The organism is Burkholderia sp. A9, assembly GCF_000801975.1.
This window is the reverse complement of the sequence record NZ_JSZN01000028.1, coordinates 25,978-40,991: the sequence shown is the minus strand read 5'-3', so window position 1 is coordinate 40,991 and position 15,014 is coordinate 25,978. Positions and strand designations below refer to the sequence as shown.

General features: G+C 67.1%; 15 protein-coding genes. 5 read left to right on the top strand and 10 right to left on the bottom strand.

What is annotated here, in order from left to right:
• Positions 1-10: 10 nt before the first annotated feature.
• From PI86_RS12985 to PI86_RS12965, 5 genes are all read left to right on the top strand, one after another.
• Positions 11-1,042, top strand: a complete 1,032-nt coding sequence (locus PI86_RS12985) for a phosphotransferase (protein ID WP_014900585.1) — start codon at positions 11-13, stop codon at positions 1,040-1,042.
• A gap of 40 nt (positions 1,043-1,082) precedes the next feature.
• A complete protein-coding gene (locus PI86_RS12980; protein WP_014900584.1) occupies positions 1,083-1,847 on the top strand; it encodes an SDR family oxidoreductase in 765 nt (254 codons plus the stop codon).
• Between the two features lie 7 nt (positions 1,848-1,854).
• Positions 1,855-2,613 carry an SDR family NAD(P)-dependent oxidoreductase gene (locus tag PI86_RS12975; protein ID WP_039322951.1) on the top strand — a complete coding sequence of 253 codons (759 nt, stop codon included), beginning with the start codon at positions 1,855-1,857 and terminating at the stop codon, positions 2,611-2,613.
• A gap of 33 nt (positions 2,614-2,646) precedes the next feature.
• Positions 2,647-3,891 carry an acyl-CoA dehydrogenase family protein gene (locus tag PI86_RS12970; protein ID WP_014900582.1) on the top strand — a complete coding sequence of 415 codons (1,245 nt, stop codon included), beginning with the start codon at positions 2,647-2,649 and terminating at the stop codon, positions 3,889-3,891.
• A gap of 76 nt (positions 3,892-3,967) precedes the next feature.
• Positions 3,968-4,873, top strand: a complete 906-nt coding sequence (locus tag PI86_RS12965; RefSeq protein WP_039322948.1) for a LysR family transcriptional regulator — start codon at positions 3,968-3,970, stop codon at positions 4,871-4,873.
• A gap of 86 nt (positions 4,874-4,959) precedes the next feature.
• On the opposite strand, the gene PI86_RS12960 is transcribed toward PI86_RS12965, so the two are convergent.
• The 10 genes from PI86_RS12960 to PI86_RS12915 form a co-directional block, all read right to left on the bottom strand.
• Positions 4,960-6,087 carry a J domain-containing protein gene (locus PI86_RS12960; RefSeq protein WP_039322945.1) on the bottom strand — a complete coding sequence of 376 codons (1,128 nt, stop codon included), beginning with the start codon at positions 6,085-6,087 and terminating at the stop codon, positions 4,960-4,962.
• Between the two features lie 106 nt (positions 6,088-6,193).
• Positions 6,194-6,901: a GntR family transcriptional regulator gene (locus PI86_RS12955; RefSeq protein WP_200885200.1), complete on the bottom strand. Its 708-nt coding sequence runs from the start codon at positions 6,899-6,901 to the stop codon at positions 6,194-6,196.
• 64 nt (positions 6,902-6,965) lie between these two features.
• Positions 6,966-8,012, bottom strand: coding sequence for a proline racemase family protein (locus PI86_RS12950; RefSeq protein WP_039322942.1), 1,047 nt, complete (start codon positions 8,010-8,012; stop codon positions 6,966-6,968).
• A gap of 15 nt (positions 8,013-8,027) precedes the next feature.
• Complete coding sequence (locus PI86_RS12945; RefSeq protein ID WP_039322939.1) at positions 8,028-9,509, bottom strand: aldehyde dehydrogenase family protein; 1,482 nt, start codon at positions 9,507-9,509, stop codon at positions 8,028-8,030.
• A 15-nt stretch (positions 9,510-9,524) separates the two neighbouring features.
• Positions 9,525-10,817: an NAD(P)/FAD-dependent oxidoreductase gene (locus PI86_RS12940; RefSeq protein WP_039322936.1), complete on the bottom strand. Its 1,293-nt coding sequence runs from the start codon at positions 10,815-10,817 to the stop codon at positions 9,525-9,527.
• The gene (locus PI86_RS12935) at positions 10,814-11,830 is read right to left on the bottom strand and encodes a 4-hydroxyproline epimerase (RefSeq protein ID WP_039322934.1); all 1,017 of its coding nucleotides are present in this window, start codon (positions 11,828-11,830) and stop codon (positions 10,814-10,816) included. The genes PI86_RS12940 and PI86_RS12935 overlap by 4 nt, the downstream gene beginning before the upstream one ends.
• 55 nt (positions 11,831-11,885) lie before the next feature.
• Positions 11,886-12,764, bottom strand: coding sequence for a dihydrodipicolinate synthase family protein (locus PI86_RS12930; protein ID WP_039322931.1), 879 nt, complete (start codon positions 12,762-12,764; stop codon positions 11,886-11,888).
• A 34-nt stretch (positions 12,765-12,798) separates the two neighbouring features.
• Positions 12,799-13,464: an amino acid ABC transporter permease gene (locus tag PI86_RS12925; protein ID WP_039322927.1), complete on the bottom strand. Its 666-nt coding sequence runs from the start codon at positions 13,462-13,464 to the stop codon at positions 12,799-12,801.
• Between the two features lie 10 nt (positions 13,465-13,474).
• Complete coding sequence (locus tag PI86_RS12920) at positions 13,475-14,146, bottom strand: amino acid ABC transporter permease (protein WP_039322924.1); 672 nt, start codon at positions 14,144-14,146, stop codon at positions 13,475-13,477.
• Positions 14,147-14,156: 10 nt separating this feature from the next.
• The gene (locus PI86_RS12915; protein ID WP_039322922.1) at positions 14,157-14,996 is read right to left on the bottom strand and encodes an amino acid ABC transporter ATP-binding protein; all 840 of its coding nucleotides are present in this window, start codon (positions 14,994-14,996) and stop codon (positions 14,157-14,159) included.
• Positions 14,997-15,014: the final 18 nt, after the last annotated feature.

Here is a 15,014-nt window from a genome sequence, read left to right as displayed (position 1 = left end):
GATCGCGACGATGACGAATCCTTCCCAGCCCCTCGACGTAGCCCGCCTCACGCGCTATCTGGAAGCGCACGTGCCGGGTTTCGAAGGCCCGCTCGACCTCGAGAAGTTTGCCGGCGGCCAGTCGAACCCGACCTTCCTGCTGCACGCGAAGAGCGGCCGCTACGTGCTGCGCCGCCAGCCGCCCGGCGAACTGCTGAAATCCGCGCACGCGGTCGATCGCGAATTCCGCGTGCTGAGCGCGCTGTCGGGCACCGCGGTGCCGGTCGCGCATCCGTATCACCTCTGCGAAGACCGCGACGTGATCGGCAGCATGTTCTACGTGATGAGCTTCGAGGACGGCCGGATCTTCTGGGATCCGGCGCTGCCGGAACTGCCGAAAGACGAACGCGCGACTTGCTACGACGCGCTGCTGCGCACGATGGCCGCGCTGCACGACGTGGACGTCGACGCGGTGGGCCTCGCCGACTACGGCCGCCCCGGCAACTACTTCGAGCGCCAGATCGGCGTGTGGACGAAGCAGTATCGCGCGGCGGAAACGGAGCGCCTCGACGCGATGGAGACGCTGATCGACTGGCTGCCGAAGGCGTGTCCGGAAGACACGGGCCGGCCCGCGCTGGTGCACGGCGATTTCCGGATCGACAACCTGATGTTCGCGCGCGACGGCTTTCGCGTGCAGGCCGTGCTCGACTGGGAACTGTCGACGCTCGGCAACCCGCTCGCCGATCTCGCGTATTTCTGCATGTGCCTGCGGCTGCCGTCGGGCGGCCAGGTACGCGGGCTCGCGGGCCAGGATCGTGCCGAACTTGGCATTCCTGACGAAGCGGCGATCGTCGCGCGCTATTGCGAACTGCGCGGGATCGAGCCGATCCGCGACTGGCATTTCTATCTGGCGTTCAGTTTCTTCCGGCTCGCCGCGATCGCGCAAGGCGTGAAGGCGCGCGCGCTGCAAGGCAATGCGTCGAGCGAGCAGGCGCTGCGCGTCGGCGAAATGGCCGGCCGGCTGGCCGAGCTGGCGGTCGGCGTGATCGACGCACACCGCTGAGCCGCGACACGACAACACATCAATGGAGGAGCACAGCAACATGGCAACGAATCTGTTCGACCTGACGGGCAAGATCGCCCTGGTGACGGGCGCGAGCCGCGGCATCGGCGAGGAAATCGCGAAGCTGCTCGCGGAGCAGGGCGCGCACGTGATCGTGTCGAGCCGCAAGCTCGATGACTGCCAGGCGGTCGCGGACGCGATCGTCGCGGCGGGCGGCAGCGCCGAAGCGCTGGCCTGCCACGTCGGCCGGCTGGAAGACATCGCCGCGACGTTCGAGACCATCCGCGGCAAGCACGGCCGGCTCGACATCCTCGTGAACAACGCGGCCGCGAACCCGTATTTCGGGCATATCCTCGATACCGATCTCGCCGCGTACGACAAGACCGTCGACGTGAACATCCGCGGCTACTTCTTCATGTCGGTCGAGGCCGGCAAGCTGATGAAGGCGAACGGCGGCGGCGCGATCGTCAACACGGCGTCGGTGAACGCGCTGCAGCCGGGCGATCGGCAGGGCATCTACTCGATCACGAAGGCTGCGGTCGTCAACATGACGAAGGCGTTCGCGAAGGAGTGCGGGCCGTTCGGCATTCGCGTGAACGCGCTGCTGCCGGGCCTGACGAAGACGAAGTTCGCGGGCGCGCTGTTCGCCGACAAGGACATCTACGAAACCTGGACGGCGAAGATCCCGCTGCGCCGCCACGCGGAGCCGCGCGAGATGGCCGGCACGGTGCTGTACCTCGTGTCGGATGCGTCGAGCTACACGAACGGCGAATGTATCGTCGTCGACGGCGGCCTGACCATCTGAGCGCGCGATGAAAATCGACAGCTACGCCGGGCAGGCCGTGATGATCACCGGCGCCGCGAGCGGCTTCGGTGCGCTGCTGGCGAGCGAGCTGGCCGCGATGGGCGCGCGGCTCGCGCTCGGCGACCTGAACGACGCGGCGCTCGAACGCGTGGCCGCGCCGCTGCGCGCAGCCGGCGCCGACGTGATCGTGCAGCGCTGCGACGTGCGCATCGAAGCGGACGTCGCGGCGCTGGTCCATGCGGCGGTCGCGCGCTTCGGACGGCTCGACCTCGGCATCAACAACGCGGGCATCGCGCCGCCGCTGAAGGCGCTGGTCGATACCGACGAAGCCGATCTCGACCTGAGCTTCGCGGTGAACACGAAGGGCGTGTTCTTCGGGATGAAGCACCAGATCCGCCAGATGCTCGCGCAGCGCGAAGGCGTGATCCTGAACGTCGCGTCGATGGCCGGGCTCGGCGGCGCGCCGAAGCTGGCCGCCTATGCGGCGTCGAAGCACGCGGTGGTCGGGCTCACCAGGACGGCCGCGCTCGAATATGCGCGCCACGGCATCCGCGTGAACGCGGTGTGCCCGTTCTACAGCACGACGCCGATGGTCACCGACAGCGACATCGGCGAGCGCCAGGACTTTCTCGCCCAGGGCTCGCCGATGAAGCGGCTCGGCCGCCCCGACGAGATCGTTGCGACGATGCTCACGCTGTGCGCGAAGGAAAACACCTATCTGACCGGGCAGGCCGTCGCCGTCGACGGCGGTATCTCGGCCTTCTGAACGAACGGAAAACGGAATCTCGAGGAGTCGATCATGGATTTTGGCTACACCCCGAAAGTGGAAGAACTGTGCGAACGCGTGCGCGCGTTCATGGACGCGCACATCGTGCCGCGCATTCGTCAGTGGAACGAGGAAGTGCATGCGGGGCAGTATCCCGTGTCGTTCATGGAGGAACTGAAGGCGCGCGCGAAGGACGAGGGCCTGTGGAACCTGTTCCTGCCGCACCTGAAGGACGACGAGCCCGGCATGGGCCTGACGAACCTCGAATACGCGCCGCTCGCCGAGATCATGGGGCGCGTGAGCTGGGCGTCGGAAGTGTTCAACTGCAACGCGCCGGACACCGGCAACATGGAGCTGCTGCACCTGTTCGCGACGCCCGAGCAGCGCGAACAGTGGCTGCTGCCGCTGCTGCGCGGCGAGATCCGTTCGGCGTTCGCGATGACGGAGCCCGACGTCGCGTCGTCGGACGCGACCAACATCACGACGCGCATCGAGCGCGTGGGCGACGAGTACGTGATCAACGGCCGCAAGTGGTTCATCACGAACGCCGCGCACCCGAACTGCAAGATCTTCATCGTGATGGGCAAGACCGATCCCGATGCGGAATCGCACCAGCAGCAGAGCATGATCCTCGTGCCGCGCGACACGCCGGGCCTGACGATCCTGCGCAACATCACGGTGGTCAATCACTACGCGCCGGAAGGGCACTGCGAGATCACGTTCGACAACGTGCGCGTGCCGGCGCGCAACCTGCTCGGCGAGGAAGGCAGCGGCTTCGCGCTCGCGCAGGCCCGCCTCGGGCCGGGCCGCATCCATCACTGCATGCGTTCGATCGGCGCGGCCGAGCTCGCGCTGGAACTGATGATCGACCGCGCGCAGTCGCGCGAAGCGTTCGGCAAGCCGCTGAACCGGCACGGCACGATCGGCGAATGGATCGCGCGCTCGCGCATCGAGATCGACCAGGCGCGCCTGCTGGTGCTGAAGGCCGCGTGGATGATCGACAAGGTCGGCGCGAAGGCCGCCCGCAAGGAAATCTCGATGATCAAGGCGCTCGTGCCGACCGTGTACACGAACGTGTGCGACCGCGCGATGCAGGTGTTCGGCGCGGCGGGCCTGAGCCCCGACACGCCGCTCGCCGACCTGTGGACCTGGGGCCGTGCGCTGCGCTTCGCCGACGGTCCGGACGAGGTGCACCTGCAGGCGATCGCGCGGATGGAGATCAAGGACGCCGTGCGCGGTTCGACCGAACCGTACCTGACGCGGCCGCCGCGCGGTTGAGCCGCGCGCCGCGCGAGGGAGCGTCATGGACGAACGGGAGGCGCGCGCCGTAAGATGCCGGCAAGGAGATCCGGCGATGCGCCTTTCGAAGATTGATCTGAACCTGTTCGTCGTATTCGAGGCGATCTACAACAAGCGCAACCTGACGCGCGCGGCCGAGGTGCTGAACCTCACCCAGCCGGCCGTCAGCAACGCGCTGGCGCGGCTGCGCAAGACGCTGAACGACCCGCTGTTCGTCAGTACGCCGGCCGGGATGATGCCGACCCCGATGGCCGAGAACATCGTCGGCCGCGTGCGCGAGGCGCTGCAACTGCTCGATTCGAGCGCACATGAAGGCGACGTGTTCGATCCGGCTTCGTCCGAGCGCGTGTTCCGGCTCAGCATGAGCGACCTGACCGAGGCGCTGCTGCTGCCCGCGCTCGGCGAATTGCTGCAGACGCATGCGCCCGGTATGCACGTGCGCAGCTATACGATGGACCGCCGCGAAGTGGCGACCGCGCTCGCGAACGGCTCCGTCGACATCGCGATCGATGCGCCGCTGATCGGCGATCCGCACCTGCACCAGGCGCTGCTCGTTCGCGACCGCTACGCATGCATGATCCGCGACGATCACCCGTTCAAGGGCGATACGCTGACCATGGACGACTACCTGTCGATGGGGCACATCCACGTGTCGAGCCGCCGCAAGGGCAGCGGGCACGTCGATGCGGAACTGACGCGGCTCGGGCTGCGCCGCAACATCCAGATGCGCGTGCAGCACTACATGGTCGCGCCGCTGATCGCGATGCGCGGCGATCTCGCGCTGACGGCGCCGCTCCGGCTGCTGCAGCGCTATCCGGCGCGGATTCTCGAACTGCCGTTCGAGATGCCGGGCCTCGAATACTTCTGCTACTGGCATCGCAGCGCCGATCAGGATCAGGGGAGTCGGTGGCTGCGGGAGCAGTTGATGATGATGATGGGCGGGATGGGCGAGCCGCAGTGACGCGCGCAGGCCGTGCCCGTCACGCGTTCGCGGCCAGTGTCGTCGTGGCCTGAAACGCCGGTCGGGCGGGGAGCGCCCGCGCGCGCTCAGAACGAATCGTCGTCGAAGCGGGAGGATGCCGGCCGGCGCTTCATATCCTTCAGCCAGTCCCTGACCTTTGCCGGATCGTCGAACTCGCGCAGCGCTACCGTCAGGTCCTGGTTGCTGCGCTGCATGCCGGCAATGTCGCGCGTGAGCATGCGGACGACGGTATCGGGCGCAAGCTTGGTGGACGACGCGATGCCGTAAGTCCGCCGGAAATCGCCCTCGACGTGCACGATCTCCTGATCCAGCTCGCGGATCTGTTCCTCCAGGATACCGTTGTAGCGCGTCAGCCGCGCTTCGCTCAGCCCGTCGATCGCACGCCGGTCGATCTGTTCGATCTCCAGTTGCAGTTCCAGCAACTGCAGGAGATTACCCTTCGCATAGGCGTGGTTGACCCGCTGCATCAGCACGGTCTTGCGTTCCTGTTCGCCGGGATCGGTTTCGCGATCGGGATGCAGCGCGCTGGCGAGCTTGCGATAGATCTCGCGAATCGACTTGCTCGATTCGGCCTGCTCGGCTTCGCGCCTGGCCTGCTCGGCCGATTGCTTCGGTGCTTTCTTGCGCTTCGCGCGCTGGGCCTCGCGGGCCGCGTGAGCGGCCATGTCGCGCTCGAACTGTGCGTCCAGTTCGGCCTGCATCCGCTCGGCGAGTTCGTCGGGCGACAGCGAGTCGAGATCGTCTGCCGGCCCCGTGTCGGGCGCCGGCTCCGGTTCCCGCTTCATCGGTGCGGGAGCGGCCGCGGCGTTGCCGACATCGCTGGCTGCGTGATGCCGGCTGTAGATGACCTTCAGCGCCGCGTCGTCGCTGACGTTCAGCAGGTCGCGCGCCATACCGGCGATCAGGTCGGAAAGCGTGCGTTGTTCGGCCTTGCTCAGGCCCTTCTGCAGGAACGCGTCGTCGAGCAGATGGATCAACCTGATCCGCAGCGCCGTCGATTCCTGTTCGAGCGGCAACAGCCCGTCGACGAATTTCTTGTGGAAGACCGGCATGACGGCTTCCCACGCACCGAGACGTTCGCGCCGCTTTTCGATGTGCTTGACGAGCGTATTGAAGGTTTTCTGGGCTTTCGACAGGCTGACTGTCTCGTGGCCGGGCGCGATGGCGACCGCGGCACCGCGTCGTGCGGTCATGATGAATGTCCTCCGGCCGCGGCAGGAGGCGCGGCAGGGCGGTATTTTAGCCGGACCGGCGCGTGTGCGTGCCGGCCTGCGGCGTGCCGACGGCGAAGCCCGTGCGTTACAGCACGGCCATCGATTCCGTCATGTTCTGCTTCATGTAGTCGAGGAAGCGCTTCTGGAACAGCATCGTATGCTCGTGCGCGGCGCGCTCGGCCGCATCGGCATCGCGTCGCACGATCGCGTCGATCAGTTCGTCGTGGTCGCGGCCGAGCTTGGCCGCCGTCGGCGAACTCACGGTGAAGTCGAAATGCAGATGGAGCAGACGCTGCCCTTCGCCGAGCAGCCGCTCGTAGTAGCCGACGAAGTACGGGTTGTTCGCGGCGTGCGCGATCGCCATGTGGAGCGCCTTGTTGGTCTCCGACATCGCCTGGAAGTCGCCGCTCGCGACGGCCGCCATGTAGACGTCGTCGGCCTTGCGGATTTTCGCGAGGTCGGCTTCGGAGCGCTGCGTGGCCGCGAGCCGCGTGACCGCGCGCTGGATCAGGTCGAGCGCCGAGATGTATTTCGGGAATTCCTCGATCTCGAACGGCGTGACGAGCGTCGTGCGGTTCGGCAGGATCGTGACGAGCCCCTCGCTGCTCAGCCGGGCAATGGCGTCGCGCACCGGCGAGCGCGACAGCCCGAACTGCGCGGCCAGCGAGATTTCGTCGAGCTGCACGCCGGGTTTCAGCTTGAGCGTCAGGATCTGCTTGCGCAATTCCTCATACACATACCGCCCGCCATGCCGGCGGCCGCCACCTTCGGTTTCAACGGCCTCTTTGCTCATCTCGCTACCCTTCCTGTAATCGACCCGGGTCGCCGGGCGCGCTCTGGAGTTTAGCATCGCGTCCTCACGTGCCTGACGTCGCGGATGGCCCGAATCCGTCGCCCCACGTGTCGCTCAGCATGAACCCGGCGGCCAACGGATCGTCGGGATCGACGCCGAGCTGCTGGAACCCGAACACCCACGCACGCCCGGTGACGCGCGGCAGCACGGCGGGCCGGCCGCCCACGTCGGTCGTGCCCAGCAGTTCGACGCGGAATTCCCCGCCGATCGTCGAGCGCGACGTGAGGCGGTCGCCGACCTGCACGCGCCCGCGCGCGGCGAGCGTCGCGAGGTTGGCCGAGCTGCCGGTCCCGCACGGCGAGCGGTCGACGCGGCCGGGCGGCAGCGTCGTGCAGGTCTGGTACACCGTGTCGTCGACACGATTGCGGAACATCACGTACGCGACTTCGTTGATCTCCGGGTACAGCGGGTGCTGTACCGTGACCTGCCGGTTGATGATCTCCTTGAGCCGCACGCCGTGCGTTGCGAGCTGCCGCGCGTTGTCCGGTGCGATGTCGAGCCCGATCTGGCCGACGTCGACGAGCGCGTAGTAGACGCCGCCGAATGCGATATCGACCTTGATCGTGCCGAAGTCCGGCGTGTGCACGTCGACGTCGAGGTGTTCGACGAACGACGGCACCATGTCGAGCGATACGCCGACGCAGCGCCCGTCGCGGCACGCGGCCCGCGCGGTGACGAGCCCGGCCGGCGTGTCGAGCACGACGGTGGTTTCGGGTTCCTGCATCGGCACCATGCCGAGTTCGAGCAGCGCCGTCACGACGCAGATGCAGTTGCTGCCCGACATCGGATGCGCCTTGTCGGCCTGCAGCACGATGAAGCCGGCGTGCGCGTCGGGCCGTGTCGGCGGCAGCAGCAGGTTGACCGACATCTGCAGGCAGCCGCGCGGTTCGAGCACGACCAGCCGCCGCACACTGTCGTCGGTCTCGTTGATGTAGTTCATCTTGTCGAGCATGGTCTTGCCCGGCACGTCGAGGACGCCGCCGGTGATGACCTTGCCGATCTCGCCCTCGCAATGCACGTCGACGAGCTGCAGCGTTTTGTTCCAGCGCATGATCGATTCACCTTCCTACTTGATGTACCAGCCCCACGGTTGGTCGCTGTTGTAGCGCGTGATCTGCTTGATCTCGAGGTAGTTGTTCAGGCCCCACTCGCCGAGCTCGCGTCCGATCCCGCTCTGCTTGTAGCCGCCCCACGGCGCCTCCGTGAAGGTCGGCTGCGAGCAGTTGATCCATACGATGCCGGCGCGCATCGCGCGTGCCACGCGTTCGCAGCGCGGCAGGTCGGCCGACATGACCGCCGCCGCGAGACCGAAGCGCGAATCGTTGGCTGACCGGACCGCCTCGTCTTCCGTATCGAACGGCCGCACGCAGACGACTGGCCCGAAGATTTCCTCGCGCCAGATCCAGCTTGCCTCCGGCACGTCGGCGAACACGGCCGGCTCGATGAAGTAGCCGCGCTCGAGATGCGCGGGCCGGCCGCCGCCCGTCACGAGCCGCGCGCCTTCGTCGCGGCCGCGCGCGATGGCTTCCCGCACCTTGTCGTACTGCCCGCGGCTCACCAGCGGGCCGAGCAGCACGCCGTCGTCGCGACCGTTGCCGATCGTGATTTTGCGCGCTTCCTGAGCGAGCCGCTCGACGAGCGGCGCGTACAGCGAGCGCTCGACGAGCACGCGCGACGTCGCCGAACACACTTCGCCCTGGTTCCAGAAGATGCCGAACAGGATCCATTCGACGGCTGCTTCGAGATCGCTGTCGCCGAACACGATGAACGGCGACTTGCCGCCGAGTTCGAGGCTCACGTTCTTGATGTCGCGCGCGGCGGCCTGCATGATCCGGCTGCCGGTCGGCACGCTGCCGGTGAACGCGAGCTTGTCGATGCCCGGATGCCCGGCGAGCGGCGCGCCGGCGTCCGCGCCGAGGCCCGTCACGACGTTCAGCACGCCGGCCGGCAGCCCGGCCACGGCGGCGATGCCGGCCAGTTCCAGCGCAGTGAGCGGCGTGAGTTCGGACGGCTTGAGCACCATCGTGCAGCCGGCCGCGAGCGCGGGTGCGACCTTCCACGCGGCCATCAGCAGCGGAAAATTCCACGGGATGATCGCGCCGGCCACGCCGATCGGTTCCTTGCGGACGACGGTGCTGAAGCGTTCGTCGGCGAGCGGCACCGGCGTTTCAGCGCCGCCGTCGAGCTGTTCGGCAAGCCCGGCATAGAAGTCGAAGCAACCGGCGGCGTCGCCGAGATCCCACAGTGCTTCGGGCAGCGGCTTGCCGTTGTCGCGCACTTCGAGTTCGGCGAGTTCGGGCAGGCGATCGCGGATGCCTTGCGCGATCGCACGCAGCACGGCGGCGCGCTGCGCGCCGGTCATGCGCGGCCACGGGCCTGTGTCGAATGCGCGGCGCGCCGCATTGACCGCGAGGTCGATGTCGTCGGCGCTGGCGGCCGCCACCTTCGCGATCACGGTTTCGTCGCTCGGATCGAGCGTGTCGAAGGTACGGCCCTGAACGGGCGCCACCCAGCGGCCGTCGATGAAAAGTCGTTCGTAGGATTGCATGAAGGGTCTCGAATGTCAGGCGAAGCGATAAGCGCTGAACGGCGCCAGGTCCTGCCGCGTCGGGCGGCCGGCGACGAGGTCGCCGACCAGCCGGCCGGTGGTCGCGCCGAGCGTGAGGCCGAGCTGGCCGTGGCCGAATGCCATGACCACGTTCGGCAGCCGCTTCGAGCGGTCGATCACCGGTTTCGTGTCGGGCAGGAACGGCCGATAGCCGACGCCGTACTCGACGCGCGCGGTCTGCAGCTCGGGCAGGATGCGTCGGGCCTTGTCCAGAATGATGTCCGCGCGCCGGAAGTTCGGCGCCGCATCGCGGCCGGCGAACTCGATGGTCCCGCCGATCTGCAGCCCGCGCGTCATCGGGCTGAAGCAGAAGCCGCCGTCCGCGTAGATGACGGAGTGGCGGAACTCGACGCCCGGGTCGGTCACGAGCGCCTGGTAGCCGGCGATGCCTTCGAGCGGCACGCGCACGCCGAGCTGGCCGAAGAACTGTCGCGAACCGGTGCCGGCCGCGACGACCACATGATCGGCCGCGATGCGCTCGCCATTGGCGAGCGTCACGCCGGTCGCGCGTCCCGACCCCTCGTCGATGCGCGCGGCGTTCGCGCGGATGCGGCGTCCGCCTTGCGCCTCGAAGCTGGCCGTCAGCGCCGCGATGAAGCCTTCGGTATCGTTGACCGCGCGCCAGTCGGGAAACAGCAGCGCGTGCCGGAACCGGCCGGCGAGCACCGGTTCGAGATCGCCGATCTCGGCGGCGCTCAGTCGCTGCGATGCGAAACCGAGCGACTGGCGCAGCTCGAGATGCGGCTGTTCGTGCGTGATGCCGGCCGGGTCGTCGAACACTTCGAGCACCGGGCGCTGGCCCAGCAGCGCGTGATCGCCACATGCATCGAGCAGCGGCGCGTAGTCGGGATAGACGTCGTGAGTCAGCGTCGCCATCGCCTGCGCGATCGACACGATCTTCGCGTGACGGGCTGACGCGACGAACCGGAAGAACCACGGCAGGATGCCCGGCAGCGCGCCGGGGCGCAGCGCGAGCGGCCCCTTCTGGTCCATCAGCCAGCGCGGCACCTTCATCAGGATGCCGGGCTTCGACAGCGGAATGACCTCGCTGACCGCCATCTGCCCGCAGCTCCATTTCGCGGTGCTGTCGCCGGGGGCGGCCGGATCGATCAGCGTGACGGCATGGCCGTCGCGCTGAAGATAGAGCGCGCAGCACACGCCGACGATCCCGCCGCCGATGACGACGGCCGTTGCCTCGCGTGCGGTGCCGGTTGCCGCATGCGCAGGTTGTCGCGGAATCGCGTTCAATTCACGAACTCCTGCAGGCTGAAGCCGTGCGCATACGGTTGGGACGCATCGACGCGATACAGCGCGCGCCCGGTGACCCACGCGCGTCCTTCGATGCTCGGCCGCACCGCGTCGAGCCCGCTATCGAGGCGCACGACCGATTCCACGCGGCCGATGAAGCGGCTGCCGATCAAGCTCTCGTGGCAATACGCATCGCCAGCCTGCAGCCAGCCCCGAGCAAAACGCTGCGCCACACGTGCGGAGCTGCCGGTGCCGCATGGCGAACGGTCTACGAGACTGTCGCCGGCGATCACCACCGCACGCCCGTGCGCATCGTCGGCAATCGGCTTGCCCGTCCACATGCAATGTCGCACGCCGCGAATCGCCGGATGGTCGGGATGCACGACGTCGAGTGTCGCGTTGACCGCGCATTGCACGTCACGACCCCAGGCCAGCAGCTGATCCGGCGTGAAGTGCTCGCAGCCCGGGAAGTTCGGCTGAACCTCAACGATCGGATAGAAGTTGCCGCCGTACGCGATATCGACCGTCAGACTGCCGAGCGCAGGAATCTCGATCTCGACGTCGCGCGCGAGCAGGAAGCTCGGCACGTTGGTGAAGCGCACCGACGTCACGCGTGCACCGTCCATCTCGTAGCGCGCGACGATCTGCCCGGCCGGCACGTCGACTGTCACCGTGCCCGGTCGCTTCGGCACGACGAGCCGCTCCTCGATTGCGAACGCGATCGAGCCGATCGTCGCATGGCCGCACATCGGCAGGCAGCCCGACGTCTCGATGAACAGCAGGCTGAAATCGGCCTCGTCGCTGACCGGCGGATAGAGGATCGTGCCTGACATGTGCGCATGGCCGCGCGGCTCCAGCATCAACGTGCGGCGCACCCAGTCGTGATGCGCGACGAAGTCTTCGCGGCGCGCGCTCATCGTCGGACCGTGCAATGCCGGCGCGCCGTCGATCACCATGCGCACCGGCATGCCCTCGGTATGGCCTTCGATACAGGTAAAGCTGTGAATCGTCATGTTGAGGTTCCTCGGTCGGCGCACCGGCGCCACGCGGCGCCGGTGCGGGTACGGGTTACGCTTGCGATGCCTCGAAGATCGCGCGGAACTCCGCCTTCTCCTGTTCGGTCAGCGGCTGCAGCGGCATGCGCGCGTTGCCGACCTTGAAGCCCGCCAGATCGCAGCCGTACTTCACCTTCTGGATGAACTTGCCCGACTCCATGCTCGCCATCACCGGGAACAGCGAGCGCATCACGTTCTGCGCGCCGGCGATGTCGCCCGCCGAGAACTTGTCGTAGAAGCTCACGACCTGCTTCGCGAAGCAGTTCGCGGGCCCGCAGATCCAGCTCGTCGCGCCCCACAGGAAAAAGTCGAGCGCCTGGTCGTCCGAGCCGCACGACAGCTGGTAGTGGTCGCGGTACTTGCCGCCGATCTCGATCGCGCGCAGCAGGTTGCCGCTGCTTTCCTTGATGCCGATTACGCGCGGATGATCCTTGAACGCGTCGAGCACGCCGAAGCCGACCTCGACGTTGGTGCGCACCGGGTAGTTGTACAGGATCACGTTCACGTCGGTCACCGCGGCGAGAATCGCGTCGTAGTGCCCGATCAGTTCGTCCTGCGACGGCAGCGCGTAGTACGGCGGCGCGATCAGGATGTTCGTGTAGCCGGCATCGCGCGCCTGGCGGACCTGCTCGATCACCTCTCGCGTCGACGAGCCGTTCGCGCCGGCGATCAGCGTGCCGCGGTTGCCGACCACTTCGCGCACGGTCTTCATCACCGCGCGGCGCTCGTCGTTCGTGAGCGCGTAGTACTCGCCGGTCGAACCCAGCGGCACGAAGCCGCTGACGCCTGCGGCGAGCTGGTATTCGAGGATCGACGCGAGCGTATCGTGGTCGACCGCGCCCGCGGCATCGAACGGCGTGACGAGGGCGGGCAGAATGCCTTTCAGTTGCATGAGATTTCTCCGGCTCGGGTGAGAGCGTTGCGAGTTAATAGGCATAGCGCCTGAGCATCCTGGACTCCACTACGCCGACCAGGCGGGTCAGCGGAAAGGCGACGAGGAAATAGATGACGGCAACGGTCGTCAGGAACTCGACGGGCCGCGCGGTGCTGTTCGACACGTTCTGGCCGACGAACATCAGGTCGGCGATTCCCACCGACGAAATGAGCGCGCTTTCCTTGAACAGGCTCACGACGTTCGACAGCAGCGGCGGAATCGCTCGCAGCAACGCCTGCGGAAAGATCACGTAGATGATCTTCACGTGCGGCGACAGGCTGAGCGCGATGCACGCGTCATGCTGCTCGCCGGCGATCGACTTCAGCGAACCGCGAAACGTCTCGCTCGTGATCGCGGCCATGTACAGCGTCAGCGAGATCAGCACCGACAGGTACGGCGGGATCGGCAGCCGCAGCACGACCGGGAAGCAGAAGAACACCCAGAACAGCTGGATCAGCAGCGGCGTGCCGCGGAAGAATTCGACGAACGCGGTGACCGGCCCGCGCATCCAGCGCGACGGCGACATCCGCAGCAGGCTCAGCACGAAGCCGAGCAGGCTGCCGATCAGCGCGCAGGTCACGGTGAATGCAAGCGTCAGCCCGAGGCCTTTCGCGAGCACGAGCCAGTACGGCCAGACGACGGCAAAATCGAGATTCACGACGGGCTCCTCAGCGCTGGACGGCGACGTCCTGACGACGCTCGATGACGTGGACGAGTTTGGCAATCGGCAGCGACAGCGTGAAATACACGAGCGCGACCGCCGAGTAGGTTTCGAGCGGCCGGTAGGCTTCGGTCGCGATGTTCTTCGCGACATACATCAGGTCGGCCACCGCGACGATTGCCACCAGTGCGCTTTGCTGCAGGCTGCCGATGCCGTTGGTCAGCAGCACGGGCATCGCGCTGCGCAGCGCCTGCGGCAGCACGACGAAGATCGTGCGTTGCCACGGCCGCAGGCCGAGCGCCACCGCGGCGTCGAGATGCTCCTTCGGTACCGCCTGCACGCCGGCGCGATACGCCTCCGCATTGAACGCGGTCAGGTTCAGGCCGAGCGCGAGCACGCCCATCGCGACCGGGTCGATGAACACGTCGACCATCATCGGGATGCAGTAGAAGAACCAGATGATCTGCAGCAGCGCGGGCGTGCAGCGGAAGAACTCGATGAAGAGCTGGGCGGGCCAGCGCACGATCGTCCAGCGGCTCATCGCGAGCAGGCACAGCACGAAGCCGAGCACGAGGCCCATCGCGTTCGCGGCCACGGCCAGCACGACGGTGACCTTCAGGCCGTCGAGCAGTGCGCCGAGGCTGCCGGCTAGGAAGCTGAAATCGAATTGGTAGTTCATGGCTTCGGCCTCAGTCGAGATGTAGCACTTTCTCGAGGAATTCGCGCGTGCGGGCTTCCTTCGGACACTTGAATATCTGGTCCGGCGCGCCTTCCTCGACGATCTTGCCGTTCGCGCAGAAGACGACGCGCGTCGCGATGTCCCGCGCGAAATGCATGTCGTGCGTGACGATGATCATCGCCATCTTCTGCTCGGCGAGCTGCAGCATCACGTTCTGGACTTCGACGACCATTTCCGGATCGAGCGCGGACGTCACTTCGTCGAACAGCATCAGCTTCGGTTCGAGCATCAGCGCGCGGGCGATCGCCACGCGCTGCTTCTGGCCGCCGGACAACTGGGTCGGATACGCATGCAGCTTGCTTTCGAGGCCGAGGCGCGCGAGATACGTGCGCGCACGCTCGGTCGCTGCCGCCTTCGACAGCCCGCCGACCCGCACGGGCGCGAGAATCAGGTTGCCGAGCACCGACAGGTGCGGAAACAGCGTGTAGTGCTGGAACACCATGCCGACCTGCTTCTGCAGTTTCGCGTCGATGCGCCAGCCGCCGCGCGCGTCGCCGCCGCGGATGTACGACGCGCCCTGGAACGCGATCTCGCCGCGCTGGATGCCTTCCAGGCCCATCATCACGCGCAGCAGTGAACTCTTGCCGCTACCGCTCGGGCCGATGATCACGAGCCGGTCGTCGGCGCGCATGTCGAGGCTCATGCCGTCCATGACGACGAGGCTCGGGCTGTACGACTTGTGGACGTCGCGCAGCCGCACGAAATCGCCGTCCGGCGCGGACGCGGCGAAGCGCGTCGTCGAAAGGGGATGCATGGCCGACCTGACGGCCGTCGTTTGAGGCGACAACATGAATGTCTCTCCAGGCGC

Excerpts from the sequence above, each read along its gene's own strand:
- PI86_RS12985 (WP_014900585.1), top strand. The coding sequence starts at position 11 with ATGACGAATCCTTCCCAGCCCCTCGACGTAGCCCGCCTCACGCGCTAT.
- PI86_RS12980 (WP_014900584.1), top strand. The coding sequence starts at position 1,083 with ATGGCAACGAATCTGTTCGACCTGACGGGCAAGATCGCCCTGGTGACG.
- PI86_RS12975 (WP_039322951.1), top strand. The coding sequence starts at position 1,855 with ATGAAAATCGACAGCTACGCCGGGCAGGCCGTGATGATCACCGGCGCC.
- PI86_RS12970 (WP_014900582.1), top strand. The coding sequence starts at position 2,647 with ATGGATTTTGGCTACACCCCGAAAGTGGAAGAACTGTGCGAACGCGTG.
- PI86_RS12965 (WP_039322948.1), top strand. The coding sequence starts at position 3,968 with ATGCGCCTTTCGAAGATTGATCTGAACCTGTTCGTCGTATTCGAGGCG.
- PI86_RS12960 (WP_039322945.1), bottom strand. The coding sequence starts at position 6,087 with ATGACCGCACGACGCGGTGCCGCGGTCGCCATCGCGCCCGGCCACGAG.
- PI86_RS12955 (WP_200885200.1), bottom strand. The coding sequence starts at position 6,901 with ATGAGCAAAGAGGCCGTTGAAACCGAAGGTGGCGGCCGCCGGCATGGC.
- PI86_RS12950 (WP_039322942.1), bottom strand. The coding sequence starts at position 8,012 with ATGCGCTGGAACAAAACGCTGCAGCTCGTCGACGTGCATTGCGAGGGC.
- PI86_RS12945 (WP_039322939.1), bottom strand. The coding sequence starts at position 9,509 with ATGCAATCCTACGAACGACTTTTCATCGACGGCCGCTGGGTGGCGCCC.
- PI86_RS12935 (WP_039322934.1), bottom strand. The coding sequence starts at position 11,830 with ATGACGATTCACAGCTTTACCTGTATCGAAGGCCATACCGAGGGCATG.
- PI86_RS12930 (WP_039322931.1), bottom strand. The coding sequence starts at position 12,764 with ATGCAACTGAAAGGCATTCTGCCCGCCCTCGTCACGCCGTTCGATGCC.
- PI86_RS12920 (WP_039322924.1), bottom strand. The coding sequence starts at position 14,146 with ATGAACTACCAATTCGATTTCAGCTTCCTAGCCGGCAGCCTCGGCGCA.
- PI86_RS12915 (WP_039322922.1), bottom strand. The coding sequence starts at position 14,996 with ATGTTGTCGCCTCAAACGACGGCCGTCAGGTCGGCCATGCATCCCCTT.